The sequence below is a fragment of the Streptomyces sp. NTD91 genome (assembly GCF_059510455.1).
This window is the reverse complement of record NZ_JCAJZW010000054.1, coordinates 1-24416: the sequence shown is the minus strand read 5'-3', so window position 1 is coordinate 24416 and position 24416 is coordinate 1. Positions and strand designations below refer to the sequence as shown.

Genomic DNA, 24416 nt, shown 5'->3' with positions numbered 1-24416 from the left:
CGCCGGCCCCTGCCGCCCAGGCGCCTCAGGGCTCGGTTCCGGTGTGCTCGTCGATGCCCGCCCGCGTCCGGTAGGCGCGTACCAGCTCCACGGACGCCGGGCCGCGCGGCCTGCGCCCCGGGCGGATGTCCACGGCGAACGCCTTCGTCTCCTGGATATGGGTGTTCGGGTCCAGGGACAGGTGCAGCAGCTCGTTGGCAGCGTCCCCGGTGCTGTAGCCGTTGGTCCCCCAGTGGTAGGGCAGCCCCACCTGGTGCAGCCTGCGCCCCTGCACCGTCAGCGGCGCCATCCGGTCCGTCACCAGCACCCGCGCCTCGATCACCCCGCGCGCGCTGACGATCGTCGCCCACCCGGTGTGTTCCAGGCCCCGCTCGGCCGCCAGCTCGGGGGAGACCTCGCAGAAGAACTCCGGTTGCAGCTCGGCGAGATACGGCTGCCAGCGGGACATGCCGCCCGCCGTGTGGTGCTCCGTGAGCCGGTAGGTGGTGGCGACGTACGGGAACACCTGGGAGCCGGGTTCGTCACCGCTCGGCTGGTAGCGGTTGTCGGGGACGGAGGGCATCAACTGCCGTACCGGATTGCGCTGCTGGTCGTAGAGCAGGTTCGGGAACGGCGAGTCCTGCGGCTCGTAGTGGGCGGGCAGCGGGCCGTCGGTGAGTCCGGACGGCACGTACAGCCAGGCCTTGCCGTCGGCCTGCATGATGAACGGGTCCGTCCCTGTCAGCGCGTCCGGGCCGGTCGCGTCCTCGGGCGGCTCGTGGTCGGGCGACTTGTCCTTCTTGAAGTCGGGTACGTCGTGCCCCGTCCACTGGCCCTTCCCCGCGTCCCACCACACCAGCGCCTTGCGCTCGCTCCAGGGCCTGCCCTGCGGGTCGGCGGAGGCGCGGTTGTAGAGGATCCGGCGGTTGGCCGGCCAGGCCCACGCCCACTCGGCCGCCACCCAGTCCTGCTCCCGGCCGGGCCTGCGGCGGGCGGCCTGGTTGACTCCGTCGGCGTACACCCCGCAGTAGATCCAGCAGCCGCAGGCGGTCGACCCGTCGTCCTTCAGCTCCTCGTACGACGACAGCGGACGGCCCTCGGCGTCACGGCCGTTGATCTCGGCCAGCACGGCCTCCGCGTCCGGTTCCGCGTGCCGGCCCTTCGTCGGGTAGTCCCAGGCCAGGTCGAGCAGCGGCCGGTCCATCTCGTCGGTGGACCCGCCGAGCTTCTCCCGGACGATCCGCCCCAGGTGGTAGGTGAACCACAGATCGCTGCGCGCCTCGCCGGGCGGCTCGACCGCCTGGTGGTGCCATTGCAGCAACCGCTGGGTGTTGGTGAAGCTGCCGTCCTTCTCGGTGTGTGCGGCGGCGGGCAGGAAGAACACCTCGGTGCGGAGGTCCTCGGTGCGCAGCTCACCGGTCTCGATCTCGGGTCCGTCCTTCCACCAGGTCGCCGACTCGATCAGGGAGAAGTCGCGCACGACCAGCCAGTCCAGGTTCGCCATGCCGAGTCGCATCAGCTTGGAGTTGGCGTGCCCGACCGCCGGATTCTCGCCGTACAGGAAGTAGCCCGTGCAGGTGCCCTCCCGCTGGGCCATGGCCGTCTCGTACGTCGAGTGGCTGCCGGTCAGCCGGGGCAGGTAGTCGAAGCAGAAGTCGTTGTCCGCGGTCGCCGCGTCGCCCCAGTACGCCTTGAGCAGGCTCACCAGATACGAGCGCATGTTGCCCCAGTAGCCCTTGTGGGCCGCCTCGGCCCGCACGAAGGCGTCCAGGTCCTGGTTCTGGTGGGCGTGCGGCATCGGGATGTAGCCCGGCAGCAGGTTGAACAGGGTCGGGATGTCCGTGGAGCCCTGGATGGAGGCGTGCCCGCGCAGCGCGAGGATGCCGCCGCCCGGCCGGCCGATGTTGCCGAGCAGGGTCTGCAGCACGGACGCCGCGCGGATGTACTGCACGCCCACCGTGTGCTGCGTCCAGCCGACGGCGTAGGCGAACGCCGTGGTCCGCTCGCGGCCGGAGTTCTCCGTGACCAGCTCGCACACCTGCCGGAAGAGGTCCTGCGGCACGCCGCAGACCTGCTCGACCGTCTCCGGCGTGTAGCGGGCGTAGTGCCGCCTGAGCAGCTGGAACACACAGCGCGGATGGGTCAGTGTCTCGTCCCGCTCCGGCTCGCCCTCGCCGATGACCGCGCCGCCGGAGCCGTGCGCCTCGCCGCGTGCCGCCTCGGTGACCGAGCTGCCGCCCCGGGTGCGCTCCTCGTACTCCTGGTCGCGCTCCCCGGAGGCCGCCTGGACCTCCGTGCCCTCGTACTGCCAACTGCCGTTGTCGTAGGACCGGTTGCGGGCGTCGAGGCCCGAGAAGACCCCGGCCAGGTCCTCGGTGTCGTGGAAGTCCTCGCGCAGGACGACCGGTGCGTTGCTGTACGCCACGATGTAGTCACGGAAGTACTTCTCGTGCTCCAGCACGTAGTGGATGATCCCGCCGAGGAAGGCGATGTCCGTGCCCGCGCGCAGCGGCACATGGACGTCGGCCAGTGCGCTGGTGCGGGTGAAGCGCGGGTCGACGTGGATCACCTTCGCGCCCCGCGCCTTGGCCTCCATCACCCACTGGAACCCGACCGGATGGCACTCGGCCATGTTCGAGCCCTCGATGACGATGCAGTCCGCGTTCTGCAGGTCCTGCTGGAAGGTGGTCGCGCCGCCGCGTCCGAACGAGGTTCCCAGACCGGGAACGGTGGAGGAGTGTCAAACGCGCGCCTGGTTCTCGATCTGGATCGCTCCGAGCGCGGTGAACAGCTTCTTGATCAGGTAGTTCTCTTCGTTGTCGAGCGTCGCCCCGCCCAGGCTCGCGATGCCGAGCGTGCGCCGGGTACGGGTCTCGTCGACCTCCCACTGCCAGCCCTTCCGGCGTGCCTCGATCACCCGGTCGGCGATCATGTCCATCGCCGTGTCCAGGTCGAGGCGCTCCCATTCGGTGCCGTGCGGGCGCCGGTAGAGCACCTGGTGCTCACGGGCGTCCCCGGTGGTCAGCTGCAGGCTCGCCGCGCCCTTGGGGCACAGTCGGCCGCGCGAGATCGGGGAGTCCGGATCGCCCTCGATCTGGGTGACCTTGTCCTCCTGGACGTACACGTTCTGGCCGCAGCCCACCGCGCAGTAAGGGCAGACCGACTTCACCACCCGGTCGGCGGCGGCGACGCGGGGCGTGAGGCGCTCGCTGCGCCCGCTCTTGGCCGCGGCGCCCCGGCCCAGCGGATCCGTGCCCGTCAACTGGCGGTAGACCGGCCAGGAGCCGATCCAGGTGCGTACGCCCACGGTCACTCCTTCCGCCCGACACCTCGATTTTCCCGCATGGGGGCCGCCGCGGCATCTCTCGCCCTGGTGGGCCGTGGAGTACCCGCACCGCCGGTGACCAAACGGACACCGACAGGTGTGCGGCCGCCGAGCCGGGAAACCCGCCGCTGGCTGCCCGTCGTCGCCGTACCCCTGCTGGCCGTCTCCGCAGCCCTGGCGGTGCGCGGCACGGCGGCCCGGGAGAGGTGAGGACGCCATGGACCGTTCCGGGCACATGTCCGTCGCCCCGATGGCCCTCTCCGCCCTCCTGGTCGCCGCCGTGATCCCCGGCGCCGTACACATGCTGCGGCGCTCCCCGCTGTGGGAGCGGATCAGCGTTCCCGCGCCCGTGGCGCTGCCCCTGCTGGTGCCGGTCCACGCCCGGGCCGTGCTCGGCGCGGACACCGGTCTGCGGGCTCCCGCGGTGCCCTGATCGACGAACCGGCCCTTCTCGCCGCCGCCGTCCTGCTCTGGCTCCCGGTCCTGGCCCGCACCCGGCACCGCCCTCGACGATCCCGGGCGCTGCGTGTACCTGTTCCTCGCCACACCCCTGCTGGACCTGCCCGCCGTGGGCGTCGTCGCCGCGGGCCGCTCCACGGAGGGCCTGACCATGATCGTCGGCATGCTGCCCGTCGGTGTCGCCGCGGCGGCCGTCACCCGGGCCTGGGTGAACCGCGAGGAACGGGAGGCGCAGCGCCCGGGCGTGCCCGTGCAGGGAGGCGGCCCCCTGGCCCGCTGACCGCGCGGACCACGGCCGTGATCACGTCACGTCTGCCGGGAGTGCATGGGGTCGTTGGCGACCTCGTCCGGGCACTTCCGGTGTGGCCGGTGCCCGCGCCGGTCACGGCGCCAGTCGAACGTCGCGAGCACCAGCGACGCCGCCATGCCGACGAGGGCGGCGCCCAGCGCGGTGGCGAGGGCGCCGCGGTAGTCCCCGCTCCTGCCGAGGACCAGGTAGAAGAAGCCGGGCAGGGCGGCCGTGCCCACCGCGGCGCCCAGCCGCTGCCCGGTCTGCAGCGCGCCGCCCGCCGCCCCCGCCATGCACACCGGTACGTCCCGCAGCGTCATGGTGACGTTGGGGGAGACGACGAAGCCGCTGCCCACGCCGGCCAGGAACAGAACCGGCGCGGCGGCCCAGGACGCGACGCCGGGGGGCCCGAGACGGAGCAGCAGCGCGGTACCGCCCAGGCCCGTGATCACGGCGGTGAGACCGCACACGGTGAGCAGGCGGCCGAACCGCTCCACCATCCGGCCGGCGACCACGGAGGAGCCCGCCGAGCCCAGCGCGAAGGGGGTCACGGCGAGACCGGAGCGCAACGGCGAGTAGCCCAGCCCGTGCTGGTAGAACAGCGCGAACACCAGCCACACACCGCTGAACCCGATGAAGTACAGCGTGCCGACGCCGGCGCCGACGGCGTACCCGCGCACGGTGGTGAACAGGCGCGGGTCCAGCAGGGGCTGGGCACCCCGGGCGGCGAGCCGGCGCTGCCACTGGGCGAAGACGGCGAAGATCACCGCGCCGGCGGGGAACAGCCACCACACGCGGCCGATTCCGCCGGAGTCCGCCTGGACCAGCGGGTACATCAGCGCGAGGACACCGAGACCGAGCAGCAGGACGCCGGGCACGTCCAGGTGTCCGCGGCCGGAGCGCCGGGTGCGGGGCAGCAGGCGGCGGCCGAGGAGAACGGCCAGGACGCCGATGGGCACGTTGACGTAGAAGACCCAGCGCCAGCCCTGAGGGCCCGAGGCCAGGGCGAGGATGACGCCGCCGGTGATGGGCCCGGTGGCCGCCGAAAGGCCGACGGTGGCGCCGAAGAACCCGAAGGCGCGCCCACGCTCGGCGCCGCGGAACATCTGCTGGATGAGCGCGGAGTTCTGCGGGGCCATGAAGCCGGCCGCCAGTCCCTGGGCGAGCCGGGCCACCACCAGCAGCGTGATGTCGGGGGCCGCTCCGCAGGCCGCGCTGAAGAGCACGAAACCGCTGAGGGCCAGCAGGAAGATCCGGCGTCGGTCCAGGGCGTCCCCGAGGCGGCCGGCGGTGACGAGGGCCAGGCCGAAGCTGAGGGCGTACCCGGACACGACCCACTGCACCTGGGCGGGGGAGGCGTGCAGATCGCGCTGGACCGTGGGCAGGGCGACCGCCACGATCGTCACGTCCAGCAGGCTCATGAAGCCCGCCACCAGGGTGACCCACAGCGCCCGCCAGCGGTTCGGATCCGGCACGTTGCCGGCCTCCCCGGCGTCCGGGCGCCGCCCGTCCGCAACCGACTCTGTCACATGGGCTCCTCTCGGCGGGTGCGCACCCGGTGGGACGAGGTTCCCCGCCCGGGACACGGGCACACACACCGGCGCCGTGCGGTCGGCCCGCTTCCGCGCGCTCGAGAAACGACGCCGCCCCGAGCCGCGCCGCGGCGACACCACCGTGACCGACGGGGCCGTGGTCAAGCGCGCCCCCGCGGCCGAACCGGTCGCGGTCCGCTCCTCGCGCCCCAGGCGCTGAGCACCGGGGCGGCCCGGGTTCGGCGGCGCCCCGGACCCCGGGCACGCGGCGGGCCGGGCGCGGGGGAGCGCGGCCGTCAGCGCCCGCGCCGCTCCAGCCGCTCCCGCTGGGGGAGGACCGTGTACTTCGGGTCCTGCGCCGAGTCCACCCCGGCGTGGAACACACCGAAGCGCAGGGCCGCCGAGCCGGTGAGCAGCGCGGCTCCGGCGGCCAGCGCCAGACGCCGGTCCCGCCCGCCGGACAGGGCGAGGGCCGCGCCGCCCGCCGTCAGCGCCTCCGCCGCGCGCAGCAGCAGGCGCGACCTGCCCTGCTCGAACGGCTCGGCGGTCAGGCCCATGCGCCGCTTCATCGCCCGGAAGGCGCCCAGTTCCAGGGCCGCGCCGAGTACGGCCAGTCGGCGGGCCGGGCCGGTCTGGGCGGGCGGAGCGGCGGCCAGCGCCAGGCCTGAGGCCGCGGTCGCGGCGGAGCCCGCGAAGACGAAGGGCAGCTCGCGGTAGCCCTCGTGCCAGGACGGAACGGCGGTGTCCGAGAGCAGCACCGCCGTGTACGTCGCCACGGCCGGGCCGAGCACGGCGCAGGCCGCAGTGGCGGCCGAGCCCAGCCGCCGGTACCGCCCCGTCACCTCGGTGGCCGCGGCGGTCAGCGTCAGCGGCGCGTACCCCGTCAGTAGCCACGAGCCCACGCTCATGGGCGAGGTGGGCTTCAGCACGCGCAGCATGTTCAGGAACCGGGCCGGCCTGCCCAGGTCATGGACGAGCGCGGCCAGCGACACGGAGATGGCCCCGGCCGCCCCGAGCTTCGCCGGAGCGGCGAGCCCCGGACGGCCGCTCGCCCGGGCCCCCGCCGCGAGCAACGAGGACGCCCCGGCCAGGCCGCCGAGATAGAGGTAGCCGGCGATGTCCCACGGCTCCCAGGTCGGCTTGTTCAGCACGGGTTTGCCGTAGTACGACGAGAACTCCGCCTCCGGCACCATCGGCTGCTCGCCCCGGCCGCGCCTGCGACGGCGGCCCGCGTGCGCGCCCGTCGGCGCCTGCCTGCCGGGGCGCGTGCCCCGGACGCCGTCCCGGGTGACGTCGGACTCGCTCATCGTGGCCTCCTCACGAAGCTGCCGACGGCGAGGGCCGCCAGCGAGACGGCGGCCAGCGCCGCGTGCCGCCACATGTCGGGCAGGTCGCGGGTGGTCACCACCGGATCCGGGGGCAGGCCGTAGACCTCCGGTTCGTCCAACAGCAGGAAGAAGGCGCCGTCGCCGCCGACCCCGTCGTCGGGGCTCTCGCCGTACAGCCGGGCATCGGTCACTCCGGCCGCGTGCAGTTGTGCCACCCGGTTCGCCGCCCGCTCGCGCAGCTCCTCCAGCGGGCCGAACTGGATGGAGTCGGTGGGGCAGGCCTTGGCGCAGGCGGGTTCCATGCCGACGCCGAGCCGGTCGTAGCACAGGGTGCACTTCCACACCCGGCCGTCGTCCTCGCGCTGGTCGATGACGCCGTAGGGACAGGCGGGCACGCAGTAGCCGCAGCCGTTGCAGACGTCCTCCTGGACGACGACCGTCCCGAACTCGGTGCGGAACAGCGCACCCGTCGGGCACACGTCCAGGCAGGCGGCGTGCGTGCAGTGCTTGCACACGTCGGAGGCCATCAGCCAGCGCAGCTCGGTGCGGCCGTCCGGGGAGACGGGGGAGATCTCCCCGGCAGGTGCGCCCGCGGGGGCCGGCCCGTGCGGGGGAGCGGTGGCGCCCGGGCCGGGGGAGGAGGCGCCGGTGCCGAGCCGTCCGGCGGCGGCGAACACGTCGACGTCCTCGTGCCCGACTCCCGGCTCCTGGCCGCCGAACGGTTTGCGCTGCTCGACGAAGGCGACATGCCGCCAGGTGTCGGCGCCCAGACCCTGGGTGTTGTCGTACGACATGCCGGTCCAGACGAGACCGTCCTCCGGGATGGCGTTCCACTCCTTGCAGGCCACCTCGCACGCCTTGCAGCCGATGCACACCGAGGTGTCCGTGAAGAACCCCATCCTCGGTGGGGCGTCCTGGTAGCCGGAGGCCCCGGCCACGTCCGGCTGCGGGCCGTACAGCAGGTGTCCGCGCTCCTCGTCGCCGTCCCTCATCGCCGTACCTCCATGCTCATGACTCCTCGCCCCCTCGAGTACCTCGCCCGGCGCCGCCCGCACGAACTCCGCCCGGCGTTTCTGCCAGGCGGTGGCCGGCATCTCCACGCTCTTGCCGACGTACCAGCGGCTCAGGGCGTTGCGCAGCCGGTGCCGGTGGAACCAGCGCCAGGCCTCCGTGCCGTCGGCGCGAGGGCGGAGCGTGTCGCGGACGGGTCGCCAGCAGCAGGCCGGGCACCCGGTCCAGCGCGGACACCAGGCGCTCAGCCCGCCTCGCCGCGGGCCGACCGCCGCTCCCCGGACCGCCACAGCGCCCTCGCCTTCCGTCCGTGCCGGCGTCCGCACTCTGGGTGCTCTCCCTCGAGCCTGGCACGGGTCCCCCGGCTCCGCCCGCCCGAAACTGCCGGGGCTCGTTTGCCCGGACCGGCGCAGGGCTACCCGTGGCCGCGGACGGTGTTCGGGTCGGGAGGAGGCCGGCGTGGTGGACGTGTCGGAGGGCGTCGCGGCCCGGCTTCGGGCCTGGGGTGCCGGGCGGGTGTACGGCGTGCCGGGAGCCGGGATCGATCCGCTGGTCGTGGCGCTGTGCGGCGGATCGCGGGCGCCGTGGTTCGTCCAGGCGCGCGGCGCGGAGTCCGCCGCCCTCATGGCGTGCGCCGACGCGAAGCTCAGCGGCCGCCTCGGCTGCTGTCTCGCGCCGTCCGGCGCGGGGGCGCTGCGGCTGCTGGGCGGGCTCTGGGACGCGGCGGCTGACCGGACCCCGGTGCTCGCGGTCGTGGGCGACGCGCCGTCCGCCCGGCCGGCGGGGGGACGGATCGTGCGCCATCTGGCGGAGCTCTCGGTGTTCTGCGAGGAGGTCTCCGGGCCGGACCTCATGGGCGACGCCCTGGACCGGGCCGTGCGAGCCGCGCTCACCGACCGGGGCGTCGCGAGCCTCGTCGTTACACGCCACATCCTCGAGGCGACGTCGCCCGCCGGGCCGGGCCGGGCCGTCCCTCTCGACGTCACCCCGCCCGTGCGTCCGCCGGCCGAGGGGGACGTCCGGCGCGCGGCCGAGACGCTCGACGGCGCCGGGAGGCCGGCCGTGGTCGTGGGCAACGCCGGGCGCGCCGCCTCCGGTGCGGCCGCGGGCGTGGCCTCGGTCCTCGGCGCGGGCGTCGCCACGACGGCCTGGCCCGCGACGTCCTGCCCGACGACCTGCCGTACCTCACGGGCGTGGCGAATCCCCTCGGCAGCGAGGCGGCGGCCGTGCTGCTGCGGGAGTGCGACACACTGCTGCTCGTGGGCGCGGAGGACCTGGACCCCGCACTGCTGCCCCCGGCGGCCCGGTGCCGGATCGTCACCGTCGACCCCGAACCGGCCGACTGCCCCCTGGACCGGGACTGCCCTGCCGTGCGGCTGACCGGCGACCCCGCCGCGACCCTGGAAGCGCTCATCCCCCTGCTGCACCGGGCCGCCGACCGGACGTGGCGCAGCCGGGTCGAGGACGCGGTACGGGCCTGGCGGGCCGAGGGGAACACGAGGGCGAGACGCTACTTCGGTACGTCCGTCAACCCGCGCTCGGTCGTTGCCGAGCTGTCCGAACGGCTGCCCGAGCGGGCCGTCGTCGTCACCGACTCGGGGACCTCCCTGGACTGGTGGACCCGCCATCTGCGGCTGCGCAACGGCATGCGCTCCCTGCTGTCCGGCCACCTCGCCATGCCGGGTGCCGCCGTCCCCTATGCCGTGGCCGCCCGCTTCGCCGGCCCCGACCGGCCGGTCGTCGCCCTGGTCGGCGACGGCGCGTTCCAGTCCGGCGGGCTCAATGAACTGATCACCGTCCGCCGTCATCTGGACCGGCTGGCGGACCTTCCCCCGCTGGTCTTCTGCGTCCTGAACAACGGCGACCTGAACCGGCTGACCTGGCAGCGCCGTGCCGCGGCCGGCGATCCGCTCGTCCCTCAGTCCGCCGAGGTCCCCGCCATGCCGTACGCCGAGTGGGCGCGGCTCGCGGGCCTGCCAGCCGTGCGCTGCGACCGGCCCCGGCACGTCGCCGCCGTCTGGGCCGACGTGCTGCGCCGCCCCGGGCCGACGGTGGCGGAGTTCGTGGTGGACGGCGAGATCCCGCCGGACTGGGCCGGCGGCGGAGGATCCGGCCGGGCGGCGCTGACGACGGGCAGGAAGGCGCCCGGATCCCTCTAGGGCGTGTTTCGAAAGTGGCGTCGTCCGCCCGGAGGGCGGGGTCCGCGGCGTCTGGTGCGGTGCATCGCAAGGCGGAGGGCCGTCCTCGTACCGGGCGTACGTGGACGATCCCGACAAGGCGGCGAGGTGCCGTGCCAGGCGTCGCGGACCAGACGGGACTTTCGAAACACGCCCTGGTGCCGCGGCAGGCAACGTTTGCCCGTCAAGGAGCGGCGTCCGGTGCGTGCTCTCGGCGTGCCGGGTGCAAGCCCTCGTACCGGATGTACTCGGGTTTGTGCCCGGTGCGGCGAGTGGGGGCACCTCCCACGCCCTTGAGGCAGTGGGGGAGCGTGCCGGGCGTCGCGACGGGGCGAACGTTGCCTGTTGCGGCACTAGTCGCCGCGGCAGGGTCTGTCGGGCGGCCGGGATCTCGGCGACGGTCGGCAGGGACGGGACTCCCCGCTCACCCGCCCTCGGTGGTGAGCGGCACGGTGGCGGTGACCCGTTTGCCGTGGGACAGCCGCTTCACCTCGAGGGAGCGGGAGAGCATCGAGACGAGATGGAGGCCGTGGCCGCCGACCCGGCGGGGGTCGGGAGGGCGCCGCAGGGGCGGGTCGGGAGAGGCGTCCGTCACGGTGATGCGCAGCTCGGCGGCGTCGGGCGGCATTTCCAGGCGGACGGCGCACGGGCCGGGGGCGTGCTTGGCCACGTTGGTGACGAGTTCGCTGACGACGAGCTGGGCGTCGTGCACCGAGCGTTTCCCCGGGGCCGGTCGTATCCGGGAGAGCAGGGCGGCGACGGCGTCCCTGGCATCGGCGATGCCCGCCTCGGCGGAGTCCCAGGTACGGCTGTAGCGCAGGGACGCGGGGCGTTCCCGCCTTGTCGTGTGTGTCCCCAGCGTCATGTCCATGCGGCGTCGCCCTGTTCCCTCCGTCAGCCGGGCCTTGTCTCTGCCTCCGGAATCGTCCCTCGTTGCCCGCCTACCCGCTGAGCCGCCGCGCAAGGGGAGCTCCGCCGCGAATCCTCCGGTTGCACGGGATTCCCTGGTCGCACGCGGCCCCGGCCGGGCGGGGCACAGACCGGAGCCGGTCCGGGGTGGTCAGCGTGCGCTGGTCGCCACCGAACCGGCCCGTGATCGGCAGAGCGCCTCGAGGGGCGCGATCAGTGCTTGAAGGTGTCCTTCGTCTTCTCCTTGGCCTGCCGGGCGTCTCCCTGCGCGCCCTTCATCCGGCCCTCGGCCTCCATCCGCTCGTTGCCGACGGCGCGGCCCACGGCCTCCTTGGCCTTCCCCTTGGCCTGCTCCGCCTTGCCCTTCGCCTTCTGGTTGCCAGCCATCGGGTGTCATCTCCCAGGGTGTGCGATATCCGGTCCCCAGTCGGTTTGCCGCCGGGGCGCGCCCCAAACCGGAAAATCCGACATACGGCGATGGTTCGCCTCGATTACTTACACTTGGTTGAACAGTTCAGACTGATAAACCTATCGTTAGTAATCGTGGACACGGTTGCACTTGCCGCCGCCCTGCGGCTGGCCATGGGCCGGATCGTGCGCCGACTGCGCCAGGCGCACGCGGTCGGCGACGTGACGTTGTCCGGTGTCTCGGTGCTGGCCCGGCTGGCCCGCACCGGCCCCGCCTCGCCCGGTGCGCTCGCCGAACGGGAACGGGTGCGGCCGCAGGCGATGGCCGGCACCCTCGCCGGACTCGAACAGCGCGGACTGGTGAGCCGCACCCCCGACACGGCCGACGGCCGCCGGGCCATCGTCTCGATCACCGACGAGGGACGGACCATGCTGGAGCAGCGCCGCTCGGAGTCCGTGGGCCGCCTCGCCCACGCCCTGGACGAGTTCACCCCGCAGGAGCGGCAGGCGCTGCAGGACGCCCTGCCCCTGCTCGACCGGCTCGCGGAGCGGCTGTGACCGGCGGCGCGCCCGCCGCGGGCATACGCGGCCGCCTCCTCGCCCGTTCGGCGCGGCTCAGGGACACGCCCCCGGGGCCGGGCTACAAGTGGGTCGCCCTGTCCAACACCACGCTCGGCGTCCTGATCGCCACGATGGACGCCTCCATCGTGATCATCTCGCTGCCGGCCATCTTCCGCGGCATCGGCCTCGACCCGCTCGCCGCCGGCAACATCGGCTACCTGCTCTGGATGATCCTCGGCTATCTGCTGGTCTCGGCCGTCCTGGTGGTCGTCCTCGGCCGGCTCGGCGACATGTTCGGCAGGGTCCGCATCTACAACCTGGGCTTCCTCGTCTTCGCCTGCGCCTCCGTCGCGCTGTCCCTGGATCCCCTCAGGGCCGGGGCGGGCGCGCTGTGGCTGATCCTGTGGCGCATCGTGCAGGCCTTCGGCGGCTCCATGCTCACCGCCAACTCGGCCGCCATCCTCACCGACGCCTTCCCGGCCCGGCAGCGCGGCATGGCCCTCGGCATCAACCAGATCACCGCGCTCGCCGGGCAGTTCCTCGGCCTGCTCGCCGGTGGCCTGCTGGCCGCGGTCGACTGGCGGGCGGTGTTCTGGGTGAGCGTCCCGGTCAGCGTCACCGGCACGGTCTGGTCGTACCTCAGCCTGCGCGAGACCTCGGCGGGCGGCCGGGGCCGTATCGACTGGCTCGGCAACCTCACCTTCGCCGTCGGCGCCGGCATCCTGCTCGCCGGCATCACCTACGGCATCCAGCCCTACGGCGGCCGTCCCACCGGCTGGACCAACCCCTGGGTGCTCTCGGGCCTGGTCGGCGGCGCGCTCCTGCTGCTGGTGTTCGTCCGCGTCGAGACGCGCGTCGCCGAGCCCATGTTCCGGCTGTCGCTGTTCCGGGTGCGGGCGTTCGCCGCCGGCAACCTGGCCGCCCTGCTGACCGCGATCGCCCGCGGCGGACTGCAGTTCATGCTGATCATCTGGCTGCAGGGCATCTGGCTGCCGCTGCGCGGCTACGACTTCGAGGACACCCCGCTGTGGGCCGGGATCTTCATGCTGCCGCTCACCCTGGGTTTCCTGGTCGCCGGGCCGGTCTCGGGCTATCTGTCCGACCGGTTCGGCGCCCGGCTCTTCTCCACGGCCGGACTGCTCGTCGTCGCAGGGTCCTTCCTCGGCCTGCTGGCCCTGCCGGTGAACTTCGACTACGGCGGCTTCGCCACGCTGCTGTTGCTCAACGGCCTGGGCCAGGGCATGTTCTCCTCGCCGAACACCTCCTCCATCATGGGCAGCGTGCCGGCCCGCTACCGGGGTGTCGCCTCCGGTATGCGCTCCACCTTCCAGAACTCGGGTACGGCCCTGTCCATCGGCGTGTTCTTCTCGCTGATGGTCTCCGGCCTCGCCGGTTCCCTGCCGAAGACGCTCAGCAGCGGGCTGCAGGCGCACGGCGTGCCCGCCGGAACCGCGCACGAGGTGGCCTCGCTGCCGCCGGTCAGCACCCTGTTCGCCACGTTCCTCGGCAACAACCCGATCGGCCATCTGCTCGGAGGCGGCGGCGCCCTGGACCGTCCGACCGCCGCCCAGCGGGCCACCCTGACCGGCCACACCTTCTTCCCCGAACTGGTCTCCGGGCCCTTCCACCACGGCCTGACGATCGTCTTCGGCGTGGCGGCGGGCATGGCCCTGGTGTCCGCGCTCGCCTCCGCCCTGCGCGGCGGCCATGAGCGCGCCGACGACGACACCCGGAAGGCCGAGCCGGACCGCACGGCGAGGACCCGGCCCACCGGGACCTCGTCCCGGCCGGGCTAGGCCCTGTCCGACTACACCGGGCGCACCCGCTTGGCCGAAGGGCCGACGCGCCCCCAGCACTTCTCCGAACCGTAGGAACCCCGCACCGGCGACCCCCAGGTCGCCGTCTTCTTCCAGTGTGCGCCGCCGTGACGGGCGCCGGCCACGGTGATCCACCACCCTGCCGGGGTCGGCGGCCGGGCCCGGGCGGGCGGTCACGGCTCGCGGCGCCGGCGTACGACGTGCCCTACGACGAGGGCCGCGATCAGCACGGCGACGGCGGCGAGGACGTAGATCTGGTAACGCGAGACGTCGTCGTACACGGTCGTGATGTTGCTGCCCACCAGATAGGCCAGGGTCGTCCACAGGCCCACCCAGAGGGCCGCGCCGAGCGCGTTGAAGGCAAGGAAGCGGCGCCAGTGCATGCCCGTGGTGCCGGCGACGATGCCGTTGGCCTGGCGCAGGCCCTCGACGAACCGGGCCACGGTCACGATCTTGCCGCCGTGCCGGCCGAAGAACTCCTCGGCGGCCTGGAACCGCTTCGGCGTCAGGAAGACGTACCGCCCCCATCGGTGCACGAAGGCCCGCCCGCCGACATGGCCGATCAGATAGCCGATGTTGTCCCCGACCACGGCCGCCGCGAAGGCAGTGACCGCCACGACCACGATGTTCAACCGCCCCGCGCCCGCGTAGACGCCCGCGGCCAGCAGGATCGTCTCGCCGGGCGCGGGGACCCCGAAGTCCTCCACCAGGACCACGGCCCCCACGGCCCAGTAACCGTAGTGGCCGAGCAGCGGCGCGAGATGCGCGAGCGGACCCGGAAGCGGAGGGGCGGCCATGCCTCCACGGTAGTCTCGGCCGCCCGCCCCTGCGGCGCGCGGCCACCGGGGCGGGTTAGCGGCTAATACTCGGAGCGGACGATGGCCTCGCCGTCGGCGGGGACGCCCTGGCACATGTGGCACAGTTCGTGGGCCCCGTCCCGGGTGACGACGGTGCCCCAGCCGAGGCACACCTCGCAGTCGCGGGCGAGGATCAGGTCGGGACGGGGAGACAGGAAGGGGCTGCGGTGGGCTCCGTGCGCCATGGGGTGAGCGGCTCCTCGGAAGTCGCGGGGGAACGGTGGGTGCGCTGTCGTCCGCGCTGACAACGCTGTCCGTATGACGTCCATTATGTCGGATTTATTTCCGCTGTCAGTGACGAATGTCACAGATTTCGGTCCCGCCCGCCGGGGAGCGCCTCACCCGAGCCGGCCCAGTCGGGCCTCCCGCCACAGGTCCACGCCGCCGTCGGTCGCGTACTTGTCGATCTCGGCCAGCTCCTCCGGGTCGAACGCCAGGTTCTCCAGCGCGGCGACGTTCTGCTCCAGCTGCTCGGTCCGGGAGGCGCCGATGACGACCGACGTCACCCGCTCGTCGCGCAGCGCCCAGGCCAGCGCCAGCTGCGCCAGCGTCTGACCGCGCCGGGCCGCGATGCCGTTCAGGGCACGCAGCCGCCGCAGCATGTCGTCCGTCAGCCAGGAGGCGTCGAACGACGTGCCGCGCGCCGCCCGCGAGTCCTCGGGCACCCCCTGCAGATAGCGTCCGGTCAGCAGACCCTGGGCCAGCGCCGTGAAGCCGATGACCCCGAAGCCCTCCTCCTCCGCCGCCTCCAGCAGGCCGTCCGTCTCGATCCAGCGGTTGAGCATGCTGTACGACGGCTGGTGGATCAGCAGCGGCGTGCCCAGCTCCCGCAGGATCGCCGCGGCCTGCCGGGTGCGCTCGGCGTCGTAGGAGGAGATGCCCACGTACAGCGCCTTGCCCTGGCGCACGACGCTGTCGAGCGCCCCCATCGTCTCCTCCAACGGCGTGCTCGCGTCCAGCCGGTGGGAGTAGAAGATGTCCACGTAGTCCACGCCCATCCGGCGCAGCGACTGGTCCAGCGAGGCCAGCAGGTACTTCCGGGAACCGCCGCCCTGCCCGTAGGGGCCGGGCCACATGTCCCAGCCGGCCTTCGTGGAGATCACCAGCTCGTCCCGGTACGGCGCGAGGTCCCGCTTCAGCAGCCGGCCGAAGTTCAGCTCCGCCGCGCCGTACGGCGGGCCGTAGTTGTTGGCCAGGTCGTGGTGGGTGATCCCGAGGTCGAAGGCGCGCAGCGCGATCTCGCGCTGCGCCTCGAAGGAACGGTCGTCGCCGAAGTTGTGCCAGTAGCCCAGGGACAGGACGGGCAGGTCCAGCCCCGAGCGGCCGGTGCGGCGGTAGCGCATGGTGCCGTCGTAGCGTGCGGGGTCCGCGACGTGGGTCATCGGGTCTTCTCCGGGTGATGCCGTTGTGGTCGCCCCTCCGTGTGCGGACGGGCCCGTCCACCCTGCGCCCGAGCGCCGCGCAAGTCCAACCGCCGCACACGATGGGACTGAGCGGTTCCGTTTCTGAATCGACCGACGGGGCAGACGATCATGATGGCGGTGGGCACCTTCGCCATCGGCGTCGTCCCCGGCTACGCCACCATCGGCATCGCCGCACCGGTGCTGCTCCTGCTGGCCCGTATGGTCCAGGGCTTCTCCACCGGTGGTGAGTACGGCGGTGCGACCACCTTCGTCGCCGAGTACTCGCCGGACCGCAGGCGGGGCTTCCTCTCCAGCTGGCTCGACTTCGGCACCTTCGTGGGCTACACCCTGGGATCGGCCGTGGTCACCGTGCTCACCCTCGCCCTGACGGACGCTCAGATGCTGTCCTGGGGCTGGCGGATCCCGTTCCTGATCGCCGGGCCGCTCGGCGTGATCGGCCTCTACATGCGGCTCAAGCTGGAGGAGTCCCCGGCCTTCCGGCAGCAGCTGGACGAACACGAGAAGGCACTGGCGCAGGAGTCCGCGCGCAGCGAGTTCACGGACATCATCCGCGGCCACTGGCGGGAGCTGCTCGTCTGCATGGGCCTGGTGCTGCTCTACAACGTCACCAACTACATGGTCACCGGCTATCTGCCGACCTATCAGACCGAGATCCTGCACCGCTCGAGCGGGTCCGCCGACCTCCTGGTGCTCGTCGGCATGCTGTGGATCGTCGTGCTGATCACCTTCGTCGGCCGGCTCAGCGACCGCGTCGGCAGGCGGCCGGTCCACGGCGTCTCCGCCGCTGCGATGATCGTGCTGGCCGTGCCCGCCTTCCTGCTCATCAGGGCGCACGACGCCTGGCCGCCGTTCCAGCGTGCTGGTGCTGGCCACCCTGCTGGGCTGCTTCGCCGCGCCGAGCGCGGCCACACTGCCCGCCCTGTTCCCCACCGCCGTGCGGTACGCGGCCATGGGCATCGGCTTCAACGTCGCCGTCTCGGCGTTCGGCGGCACCACCCCGCTGGTCACGGCGGCGCTGGTCACCGCCGACCTGATGCCCGCGTACTACCTGATGGCGGCCGGTGCCGTCGGCCTGTTGACGGTGAGGTTCCTCCCGGAGAGCGCCCAGGTGCCGCTCAAGGGCTCGCAGCCGATGGTCGGCTCGCGCCAGGGACGGAGCGAACTCATCGCCATATCAAGGGAGTTGTCGGCCCTCGCGGAACAGGGGCAGAGCGCGCGCAAGTCCTGACGCGGCGCCGCCGCCCCGTCGTCGTTCGATCCTACGAACTTCTCGCAAGCCGGGTTACCGCGGTCGGCCCCGTTTGATAGGAAACTTTCCTACCAGTATGAGAACGGACCAACTCCACCTGTCCACCCCCCACTTCCCCTTGGAGTCCTGTGGTGAACGCCGACCGCGAGACAGCAGCCCCCGCCCACATCTCCCGCCGGACCGTCGTCGCCCTGCTCGCCGCCGGCGTCGCCTCCGGCGCGCTGCTGGTGTCCGAGCGCGCGACCGCCGCCCCAGCGGCGGCACCGGGCCTCGACGACCCGGCGAAGAAGGAGATCGCCATGGAACTGGTGTCGAGCGCGGAGAACTCCTCGCTCGACTGGAAGGCCCAGTACAAGTACATCGAGGACATCGGCGACGGCCGCGGATACACCGCCGGCATCATCGGGTTCTGTTCCGGCACCGGCGACATGCTCGAGGTGGTCCGGCTCTACACCGACCGCAGGCCCGGCAACGTCCTCGCCAAGTACCTGCCCGCCCTGCGCAAGGTGAACGGCACCGACTCCCACGCGGGCCTGGATCCCGACTACCCCAGGGACTGGCGCAAGGCCGCCCAGGACCCGGTGTTCCAGCAGTGCCAGAACGACGAACGCGACCGGGTCTACTTCAACCCCGCGGTCGCCCAGGGCAAGGCCGACGGACTGCGCGCCCTCGGCCAGTTCTGCTACTACGACGCCATCGTCATGCACGGCGACGGCGACGACCCCACCAGCTTCCGCAACATCCGCAAGCGCGCCCTGCGCAATGCCGAGCCGCCGGCGCAGGGCGGCGACGAGAAGACGTACCTCAACGCCTTCCTCGACGCCCGGGTGTGGGCCATGAAGCAGGAGGAGGCGCACAGCGACACCAGCCGTGTCGACACCGAGCAGCGGGTCTTCCTGCGCAAGGGCAACCTCGACTTGAACACCCCGCTGGACTGGAAGGTGTACGGCGACAGTTACCACATCGGCTGACGCGCCGGCGTCATGAGGCGTGCGGCAGGCCGGCGGGCGTGGGCACGTGTGGCCCCGCGCCGAGCCCGGCGGCCTGCCGCACTGTGATGCGCTGGATCACGACGGTCGCCAGGGCGGCGGCCATCAGGTCCAGGAACTCCGACGCCACCAGCAGGGGCAGCGAGGTGCCGCGGCCCAGGTTCACGGCGGCCAGGGACAGCGCCGCGTGCCCGACCCAGGCCGCCCACCACACGTTCACGAGGAGGTCGCCGCGGCCCGCGTCCGTGCCGTCGGGTGCGCTCGCGCGGTGGACGTCCCGCACGAGACCGCGAGGCACCCAGAGGTTGAACACCGGGATCAGCCAGGCCAGTACGGCCCAGGTGGCGGAACCGGGAACCCGGCCGGGCGAGAGAAGTTCGGCGTTGCGCCGACAGCGGGCGAACCACACGAGGAACAGGACGATCGCCGCCGTCATCACGTTCACGTAGATCATGGACACCCGGGCGTAGCCGGCGGCCGTGGTGTCCGACGGATGCAGCAGATGAGCACGGACCTTCAGCGCCCGGACCACCCCGACCCCGGCTGCCACCGGCACGGCGAACTGGGCGCAACGCGCAAGGAGCCAAGGAGCCTTGGCGACGGAACCGGTCATGGCGAGAAGGACCTGTCTCTGGAAGGCGTTCTGCCCGGGTGGCAGCACGGGTGAGGATCGGAGCACCGGATCATAGGGCGGGGTGCACTCGCGTGTCAGGGTTCTGACCGGGAAAGATGGGCGTGAGCGATCGATCCGACGACGCGGAGGAGCGGACTCATGCCGCACGAGCGAGCCGGCCGGCCGGCCGGTCCCGAGGACCTTGTCGACGTGGCACGGCTGGTCACGGCGTACTACGCACTGCATCCGGACCCGGCCGAACCGGCTCAGCGGGTGGCGTTCGGCACCTCCGGGCACCGGGGTTCGTCCCTGGCGAGCGCCTTCAACGAGGACCACATCGCCGCCACCAGCCAGGCCATCTGCGAGTACCGGGCGGCCCAGGGGACCGACGGCCCGCTGTTCCTCGGCGCCGACACCCACGCGCTGTCCGAACCCGCCAGGGTCACCGCGCTGGAGGTGTTCGCCGCCAACGGGGTCACCGTGCTCGTCGACAGCGCGGACGGCTACACGCCGACCCCTGCCGTCTCGCACGCGATCCTCACCCACAACCGGGGGCGTACCACCGGCCTGGCGGACGGCGTGGTCGTCACCCCGTCCCACAACCCGCCCGCCGACGGCGGCTTCAAGTACAACCCGCCCAGCGGCGGCCCCGCGGCCTCCGACGCCACCTCGTGGATCCAGGACCGCGCCAACGAGATCATCACCGGCGGCCTGAAGGACGTCCGCCGGGTGCCGTACGCGCGGGCGCTCGCGACGGAGACGACCGGGCGGTACGACTTCCTCGGCGCCTACGTCGGCGATCTGCCGAGCGTGCTCGACCTGGACGCCGTCCGGACGGCCGGTGTGCGCATCGGCGCCGACCCGCTCGGTGGGGCCTCCGTCGCCTACTGGGGGCGCATCGCCGAACAGCACGGCATCGACCTCACGGTGGTCAACCCGCACACCGACCCCACCTGGCGGTTCATGACGCTGGACTGGGACGGCCGGATCCGCATGGACTGCTCGTCGCCGTACGCGATGGCCTCCCTCATCGAGCAGCGCGACCGGTTCCGCATCGCCACCGGCAACGACGCCGACGCCGACCGGCACGGCATCGTCACGCCGGACGCGGGTCTGATGAACCCCAACCACTACCTCGCGGTCGCCATCTCCTACCTCTACCGGCACCGCGACCGGTGGCCCGCCGGCGCCGGCGTCGGCAAGACACTGGTGTCCTCCACGATGATCGACCGGGTGGCCGCCGACCTCGGCCGACCGCTGGTCGAGGTGCCGGTCGGGTTCAAGTGGTTCGTCGACGGACTGGCCGACGGCACTCTCGGCTTCGGCGGCGAGGAGTCCGCCGGCGCCTCCTTCCTGCGCCGGGACGGATCGGCGTGGACCACCGACAAGGACGGCATCCTCCTCGCCCTGCTCGCCTCCGAGATCACGGCTGTCACGGACCGGACCCCGTCGGAGCACTACGCCGAGCTGGCCACCCGCTTCGGCGAACCCGCCTACGCCCGCACCGACGCGCCCGCGACCCGCGAACAGAAGGCGCTGCTCGGCACGTTGTCACCGGCCCGGGTCACCGCCGACACGCTCGCCGGGGAGGCCGTCACGGCGGTGCTGACCGAGGCGCCCGGCAACGGCGCCGCGATCGGCGGCATCAAGGTCACCACGGACAACGCCTGGTTCGCGGCCCGCCCCTCGGGCACCGAGGACGTCTACAAGGTCTACGCCGAGTCCTTCCTCGGTCCCGACCACCTCGCCCGGGTCCAGGAGGAGGCCCGGGCGGTGGTGCGGGGGGCCCTGGGGAACTGAGGGCTCCGGGGCGGATCAGCGTCGGTCGCGTCCCTGGACGAGCCTCTCCAGCACCGCCTGTGCCATGGCGGCCTCACCCTCGGCGTTGGGGTGGGCCGGGGCGGCGGGGGCGGCCGGCTGGAGGGGTTCGATCCAGCGGTCCGCGGGTGCCTTGCACATGTCGTGGCCGACCGTGGGGGTGTAGGTGTCCACGTACTCGGCGCGGTTCACCTCGGCCACCAGGCGCAGCATCAGGTTCAGCCGCTTCTCGGTGTCCCTCAGGTACGGGAAGTCCTTCTGCGCGAACGGCACCTGCGGGAAGCAGCCGCTGCCGTCGTCGGGCAGCAGGTCCGGGTAGCCGACGACGACCACGCGCGCATGCGGCGCCCGCGCGTGCACGGCCCGCAGCACCCGGGCGACCTTCGGTGCGGTCTGCACGATCGCGAGGGCCAACTCGTCGTAGCCGGACGCGTTGTACGAACGCTCGCAGGGGTTGCCCGTAGGGTCCTGGGCGGCCAGGTGGGCGCAGGTGCTGATGATCGGGCCGAAGCCCACGTCGTTGCCGCCGATCTGCAGGGTCACCAGGTCGGTGTCCCGGTGCACGGCGTCGAGCTGGGGCGCGTTGGTGCCCTGCGCCTGCCACATCTCGGAGGTGGTGGCTCCGGCACAGCTGACGTCGTCGAACCCGCTCACCCGCCGCTCGGCCGCCACCAGCGAGGGGTAATCGTGGTCGGAGCGGGCGCAGTTGGCGTCCACCTGCCGCGGGATGCCGGGGCCCGAGGTGTAGGAGTCGCCGAGGGCGACGTAGTCGATGTGCCGTTTGTGGCCCGCGGACTGAGCGGAGGCCGGCGCCGTGGCGGCGGCCACGAGGACGCAACCACCCAGCACCGCCCCCAGTACGGCCGCTCCCCGCCGACCTCTCGCCCCGCCCGCCGCACCTGTGCCGTTCACCATGGATCCTCCCCCTGAGGCCGGTTCCTCGCACGGTGGCGGCCCGAAGAGCGGCCCTCGCGCGTTCGACTGGGCCTGTATACCGTCCGGTAGGTCTCCCGGACCAGAAGCGGGAGGCGACGAGTTCGGCGTCCCACGGGTTTCCCCCGGAAGCACGGTCGCGCGATGCACGGCCGGTCTCCGGCTCTCCGGCTCTTCCAAGGCCGACGGCCGAGGGCCTGCCGGCACATTCCCGTCGTCGCCCGAAGGGCGGCACCGTCGCCGACCGAGGCGTGCGGACGGACTGCGGGAACCGTGCCAAGCTGGTGCGGGTCACCTTCCGTACGATGTCCAGGAGCACCGCCGGCATGGCCGTCATCCACCACACCACGCTCAAGCCCACGAAACTGGAGCTGCTCGCCTACTGGCCGCCCTCGCGCCCCTGGTACCGCGGCGGCCCGGACACCCCGGTGCTGACGAGGTCCGGGGGCTTCCGGCTGGAGGACCCCGAGGGCGAGGTCGGCATCGAGTTCATGGTGGCCACCGACACCTCCACCCCCGAACGGGCCGCCTATCTGGTCCCGTTGACCTACCGCGGCGCGCCGCTGGACGGAGCCGAGGAAGCCCTCGTCGGCACCACGGAGCACGGTGTGCTGGGCCGGCGCTGGGTCTACGACGGCTGTCACGACCCGGTGCTGGTCGCGGAGTTGCTCGCGCTGATCGAGGGCCGGGTCCCGGCGCATTCCCAGAGCGTCGACGGCGCCCTCGACCCCGAGGTGGTCCGCTCCTGCACCGGCGCCCCGTTCACCCCGGACGGCCTCCTCCCCGAACCGGCCGACGACCGGCAGGGCACCCGCATCCCCGCGCCGCACGGCACGGTCCTGCACGTCCACCGGGTCCTGGCCCCTGTCCCCGAGAACCCGCCGCCGCGTCCCGACGGAGCGATCGGTCATGTGGCGCGCGGCTGGCAGGATCCGCAGGGCACCGCGTTGACGGCGGTGTTCGTGACCCTGGGTACCGCCTGACCGGCACGCCTTCTGCCGACTCGCACGCCGGGAACGCGAACTCGCGCACCGCACACTGCTCTCCTTCTGGCATGGTTTGGTCAAATCTGGCACTCTCACGGAAGTCCGGCAGACCGCGCCGCCCGAACCCGTGAGGGCGCGGCGCACCTCACCGTGCAGCGATCGCGCGAGCCCCGTCAGCGGCCGCCCCGCTGCACCCCAGCCGGCCGGGAATCCCGGCCGCCGCAGAGGAGTAGCGTGGGAGACCGACCCCCCACAAAGCCCTCGGCACCGGTGCGCTCACCGTCGTCGCGATGGCCGCCCTCTGCTTCCCCGCGACCCCCGCCGCCGCCCGGCCCGCCCCACACCGGGCGGCCGCCCCCTGCGCTCCGGCGCAGGCCGCCGCCCACGCCGCCACGAGCACCGACCTCTCCTCCTTCTGGACCCGGCACCGCCTCGAGGCCGGACCGGCGCGGGCCGGCCGTGCGAGGTGCCCGGGCGGCTCCCACGACCGGCCCGTACGCACCCGGGGCCACCCGAACGGCCCAAGCACGGCCGGTGATGGCTTCGTTGGGCGGTACCCGGAGTGCGGCCAGGGCCGACTCCGGGTCAGATGGGATACGTGCGAAGCTCCCTATGCATCCAGCGCGGCCGCTCACGCCTGGCCCTGATGGGCGCCCTGACCGGCCTTGTCCTCACCCTGTCCAGCCCCGCAGCCCGGTCCGACTCGGGCCCGGGTACGCCCCCGCGCGGCAGCGCCTACATGGGCGTCGGTGTCGTGGCCCACGACGGACGTGCCGCGCCGTCCGACTCGGGCCGGGGTACGCCCCCGCGCGGCAGCGCCTACATGGGTGTCGGTGTCGTGGCTCACGACGGACGTGCCGCGCCGTCCGACTCGGGCCGGGGTACGCCCCCGCGCGGCAGCGCCTACATGGGCGTCGGTGTCGTGGCCCACGACGGACGTGCCGCGCCGTCCGACTCGGGCCCGGGCATACCCCCGCGCGGCAGCGCCTACATGGGCGTCGGTGTCCTCGCCCACGAGGGACGTGCCGCCGGCGCCGCGCCCTCCACCAACCGGGCGAGCCGGACCGAGGGCGTCGACGTCTCCAGCCACCAGGCCGACGTCGACTGGCCGACCCTGTGGGCCGACGGCGTCAAGTGGGCCTACACGAAGGCCACCGAGGGGACCTACTACACCAATCCCTACTTCGGCCAGCAGTACAACGGCTCGTACGACACGGGCCTGATCCGCGGGGCCTACCATTTCGCCACCCCGGACTCGACCGGCGGCGCCGCGCAGGCCGACTACTTCGTGGCGCACGGCGGTGGCTGGAGCAACGACGGCAGGACCCTGCCCGGCGTGCTCGACATCGAGTGGAATCCGTACGGCGACGACTGCTACGGCAAGTCCGCGAGCGCCATGGTCGACTGGATCCGCGACTTCCTGGACCGCTACAAGTTCCGCACCGGCCGGGACGCCGTCATCTACACGGCGACCAGCTGGTGGAGCCAGTGCACCGGAAACTACTCCGGCTTCGGCGGCAACCCGCTGTGGATCGCCCGCTACGCCTCGACCGCAGGGACACTGCCGTCCGGCTGGTCCAGGTACACGATGTGGCAGTACACCTCCTCCGGGGAGACCGTGGGCGACCGGAACCGCTTCAACGGCTCCCTGGCGCGGCTGAAGGCCTTCGCGATCGGCTGAACCGGCCACCGGGCGTCGCCGCACCGGCGGTCACGGCTCGGGTCGCTGGGTCCTGTCGTCGAAATCCCTCC

At 72.9% G+C, this 24416-nt stretch carries 21 protein-coding genes and 2 pseudogenes; 12 read left to right on the top strand and 11 right to left on the bottom strand.

The window, feature by feature from the left end; translation table 11 throughout:
- Window positions 1–25: 25 nt before the first annotated feature.
- Window positions 26–3286, bottom strand: coding sequence for a formate dehydrogenase (fdh, locus tag AC5WRT_RS34510; protein WP_496097365.1), 3261 nt, complete (start codon window positions 3284–3286; stop codon window positions 26–28).
- A gap of 93 nt (window positions 3287–3379) precedes the next feature.
- Here fdh and AC5WRT_RS34505 point away from each other — a divergent pair, with 93 nt between their 5' ends.
- From AC5WRT_RS34505 to AC5WRT_RS34495, 3 genes are all read left to right on the top strand, one after another.
- Complete coding sequence (locus AC5WRT_RS34505; RefSeq protein ID WP_496097364.1) at window positions 3380–3514, top strand: hypothetical protein; 135 nt, start codon at window positions 3380–3382, stop codon at window positions 3512–3514.
- A gap of 7 nt (window positions 3515–3521) precedes the next feature.
- On the top strand, window positions 3522–3737 hold the full coding sequence (locus AC5WRT_RS34500) for a hypothetical protein (protein ID WP_496097363.1): 216 nt from the start codon (window positions 3522–3524) through the stop codon (window positions 3735–3737).
- Between the two features lie 93 nt (window positions 3738–3830).
- The gene (locus tag AC5WRT_RS34495) at window positions 3831–4043 is read left to right on the top strand and encodes a hypothetical protein (RefSeq protein WP_496097362.1); all 213 of its coding nucleotides are present in this window, start codon (window positions 3831–3833) and stop codon (window positions 4041–4043) included.
- A gap of 26 nt (window positions 4044–4069) precedes the next feature.
- On the opposite strand, the gene AC5WRT_RS34490 is transcribed toward AC5WRT_RS34495, so the two are convergent.
- The 3 genes from AC5WRT_RS34490 to AC5WRT_RS34480 all read right to left on the bottom strand — a co-directional run bounded on the left by AC5WRT_RS34490 (window position 4070) and on the right by AC5WRT_RS34480 (window position 7904).
- The gene (locus tag AC5WRT_RS34490; RefSeq protein WP_496097361.1) at window positions 4070–5581 is read right to left on the bottom strand and encodes an MFS transporter; all 1512 of its coding nucleotides are present in this window, start codon (window positions 5579–5581) and stop codon (window positions 4070–4072) included.
- A gap of 299 nt (window positions 5582–5880) precedes the next feature.
- Window positions 5881–6891 (bottom strand): NrfD/PsrC family molybdoenzyme membrane anchor subunit, encoded by a 1011-nt coding sequence (nrfD, locus tag AC5WRT_RS34485; protein ID WP_496097360.1) that lies wholly within the window; start codon window positions 6889–6891, stop codon window positions 5881–5883.
- On the bottom strand, window positions 6888–7904 hold the full coding sequence (locus tag AC5WRT_RS34480) for a 4Fe-4S dicluster domain-containing protein (RefSeq protein WP_496097409.1): 1017 nt from the start codon (window positions 7902–7904) through the stop codon (window positions 6888–6890). Before AC5WRT_RS34480 ends, nrfD begins: the two co-directional genes overlap by 4 nt.
- A 91-nt stretch (window positions 7905–7995) precedes the next feature.
- Between AC5WRT_RS34480 and AC5WRT_RS34475 the strand changes: the two are divergent.
- Window positions 7996–8637, top strand: a pseudogene (locus AC5WRT_RS34475) (thiamine pyrophosphate-binding protein); the annotation flags it as partial.
- Between the two features lie 479 nt (window positions 8638–9116).
- Window positions 9117–10082 (top strand): thiamine pyrophosphate-dependent enzyme, encoded by a 966-nt coding sequence (locus tag AC5WRT_RS34470; protein ID WP_496100918.1) that lies wholly within the window; start codon window positions 9117–9119, stop codon window positions 10080–10082.
- Window positions 10083–10524: 442 nt separating this feature from the next.
- On the opposite strand, the gene AC5WRT_RS34465 is transcribed toward AC5WRT_RS34470, so the two are convergent.
- The gene (locus AC5WRT_RS34465) at window positions 10525–10971 is read right to left on the bottom strand and encodes an ATP-binding protein (protein WP_496097358.1); all 447 of its coding nucleotides are present in this window, start codon (window positions 10969–10971) and stop codon (window positions 10525–10527) included.
- A 251-nt stretch (window positions 10972–11222) separates the two neighbouring features.
- On the bottom strand, window positions 11223–11396 hold the full coding sequence (locus tag AC5WRT_RS34460) for a CsbD family protein (RefSeq protein WP_496097357.1): 174 nt from the start codon (window positions 11394–11396) through the stop codon (window positions 11223–11225).
- 156 nt (window positions 11397–11552) lie between these two features.
- Here AC5WRT_RS34460 and AC5WRT_RS34455 point away from each other — a divergent pair, with 156 nt between their 5' ends.
- On the top strand, window positions 11553–11975 hold the full coding sequence (locus AC5WRT_RS34455; RefSeq protein WP_496097356.1) for a MarR family winged helix-turn-helix transcriptional regulator: 423 nt from the start codon (window positions 11553–11555) through the stop codon (window positions 11973–11975).
- A 134-nt stretch (window positions 11976–12109) separates the two neighbouring features.
- Window positions 12110–13774 carry an MFS transporter gene (locus tag AC5WRT_RS34450; protein ID WP_496097408.1) on the top strand — a complete coding sequence of 555 codons (1665 nt, stop codon included), beginning with the start codon at window positions 12110–12112 and terminating at the stop codon, window positions 13772–13774.
- Between the two features lie 194 nt (window positions 13775–13968).
- Here the strand turns inward: AC5WRT_RS34450 and AC5WRT_RS34445 are convergent, their stop codons facing one another.
- The 3 genes from AC5WRT_RS34445 to mgrA form a co-directional block, all read right to left on the bottom strand.
- Window positions 13969–14592 carry a DedA family protein gene (locus AC5WRT_RS34445; protein ID WP_496097355.1) on the bottom strand — a complete coding sequence of 208 codons (624 nt, stop codon included), beginning with the start codon at window positions 14590–14592 and terminating at the stop codon, window positions 13969–13971.
- Between the two features lie 62 nt (window positions 14593–14654).
- Entirely contained in the window at window positions 14655–14837 is a 183-nt protein-coding gene (locus AC5WRT_RS34440; RefSeq protein ID WP_496097354.1) for a hypothetical protein, read from the bottom strand.
- Between the two features lie 153 nt (window positions 14838–14990).
- Complete coding sequence (gene mgrA / locus AC5WRT_RS34435; protein ID WP_496097353.1) at window positions 14991–16034, bottom strand: L-glyceraldehyde 3-phosphate reductase; 1044 nt, start codon at window positions 16032–16034, stop codon at window positions 14991–14993.
- 147 nt (window positions 16035–16181) lie between these two features.
- Here mgrA and AC5WRT_RS34430 point away from each other — a divergent pair.
- Both AC5WRT_RS34430 and AC5WRT_RS34425 read left to right on the top strand, forming a co-directional pair.
- Window positions 16182–17304 (top strand): annotated as a pseudogene (locus tag AC5WRT_RS34430) (MFS transporter); the annotation flags it as partial.
- Window positions 17305–17453: 149 nt separating this feature from the next.
- Window positions 17454–18296, top strand: coding sequence for a chitosanase (locus tag AC5WRT_RS34425; protein WP_496097352.1), 843 nt, complete (start codon window positions 17454–17456; stop codon window positions 18294–18296).
- 10 nt (window positions 18297–18306) lie between these two features.
- Here AC5WRT_RS34425 and AC5WRT_RS34420 read toward each other — a convergent pair whose 3' ends face one another.
- Entirely contained in the window at window positions 18307–18927 is a 621-nt protein-coding gene (locus AC5WRT_RS34420; protein ID WP_496097351.1) for a DUF4328 domain-containing protein, read from the bottom strand.
- Window positions 18928–19086: 159 nt separating this feature from the next.
- On the opposite strand from AC5WRT_RS34420, the gene pgm reads away from it, so the two are divergent.
- Window positions 19087–20727, top strand: a complete 1641-nt coding sequence (gene pgm / locus AC5WRT_RS34415) for a phosphoglucomutase (alpha-D-glucose-1,6-bisphosphate-dependent) (RefSeq protein ID WP_496097350.1) — start codon at window positions 19087–19089, stop codon at window positions 20725–20727.
- A 15-nt stretch (window positions 20728–20742) separates the two neighbouring features.
- On the opposite strand, the gene AC5WRT_RS34410 is transcribed toward pgm, so the two are convergent.
- Window positions 20743–21660: an SGNH/GDSL hydrolase family protein gene (locus AC5WRT_RS34410; RefSeq protein WP_496097349.1), complete on the bottom strand. Its 918-nt coding sequence runs from the start codon at window positions 21658–21660 to the stop codon at window positions 20743–20745.
- A gap of 344 nt (window positions 21661–22004) precedes the next feature.
- Between AC5WRT_RS34410 and AC5WRT_RS34405 the strand changes: the two genes are divergently transcribed.
- Window positions 22005–22661 (top strand): maltokinase N-terminal cap-like domain-containing protein, encoded by a 657-nt coding sequence (locus AC5WRT_RS34405; RefSeq protein ID WP_496097407.1) that lies wholly within the window; start codon window positions 22005–22007, stop codon window positions 22659–22661.
- Window positions 22662–23571: 910 nt separating this feature from the next.
- Entirely contained in the window at window positions 23572–24345 is a 774-nt protein-coding gene (locus AC5WRT_RS34400; RefSeq protein WP_496097406.1) for a lysozyme, read from the top strand.
- Window positions 24346–24416: the final 71 nt, after the last annotated feature.

Bases quoted from the DNA above. Each gene is read 5' to 3' on its own strand.
- AC5WRT_RS34460 (WP_496097357.1), bottom strand. From the start codon at position 11,396: ATGGCTGGCAACCAGAAGGCGAAGGGCAAGGCGGAGCAGGCCAAGGGG.
- AC5WRT_RS34450 (WP_496097408.1), top strand. From the start codon at position 12,110: ATGGACGCCTCCATCGTGATCATCTCGCTGCCGGCCATCTTCCGCGGC.
- AC5WRT_RS34440 (WP_496097354.1), bottom strand. From the start codon at position 14,837: ATGGCGCACGGAGCCCACCGCAGCCCCTTCCTGTCTCCCCGTCCCGAC.
- AC5WRT_RS34410 (WP_496097349.1), bottom strand. From the start codon at position 21,660: ATGGTGAACGGCACAGGTGCGGCGGGCGGGGCGAGAGGTCGGCGGGGA.
- AC5WRT_RS34445 (WP_496097355.1), bottom strand. From the start codon at position 14,592: ATGGCCGCCCCTCCGCTTCCGGGTCCGCTCGCGCATCTCGCGCCGCTG.
- mgrA (WP_496097353.1), bottom strand. From the start codon at position 16,034: ATGACCCACGTCGCGGACCCCGCACGCTACGACGGCACCATGCGCTAC.
- pgm (WP_496097350.1), top strand. From the start codon at position 19,087: ATGCCGCACGAGCGAGCCGGCCGGCCGGCCGGTCCCGAGGACCTTGTC.
- AC5WRT_RS34480 (WP_496097409.1), bottom strand. From the start codon at position 7,904: ATGAGGGACGGCGACGAGGAGCGCGGACACCTGCTGTACGGCCCGCAG.
- AC5WRT_RS34400 (WP_496097406.1), top strand. From the start codon at position 23,572: ATGGGCGTCGGTGTCGTGGCCCACGACGGACGTGCCGCGCCGTCCGAC.
- AC5WRT_RS34405 (WP_496097407.1), top strand. From the start codon at position 22,005: ATGGCCGTCATCCACCACACCACGCTCAAGCCCACGAAACTGGAGCTG.
- nrfD (WP_496097360.1), bottom strand. From the start codon at position 6,891: ATGAGCGAGTCCGACGTCACCCGGGACGGCGTCCGGGGCACGCGCCCC.
- AC5WRT_RS34420 (WP_496097351.1), bottom strand. From the start codon at position 18,927: ATGACCGGTTCCGTCGCCAAGGCTCCTTGGCTCCTTGCGCGTTGCGCC.
- AC5WRT_RS34500 (WP_496097363.1), top strand. From the start codon at position 3,522: ATGGACCGTTCCGGGCACATGTCCGTCGCCCCGATGGCCCTCTCCGCC.
- AC5WRT_RS34465 (WP_496097358.1), bottom strand. From the start codon at position 10,971: ATGGACATGACGCTGGGGACACACACGACAAGGCGGGAACGCCCCGCG.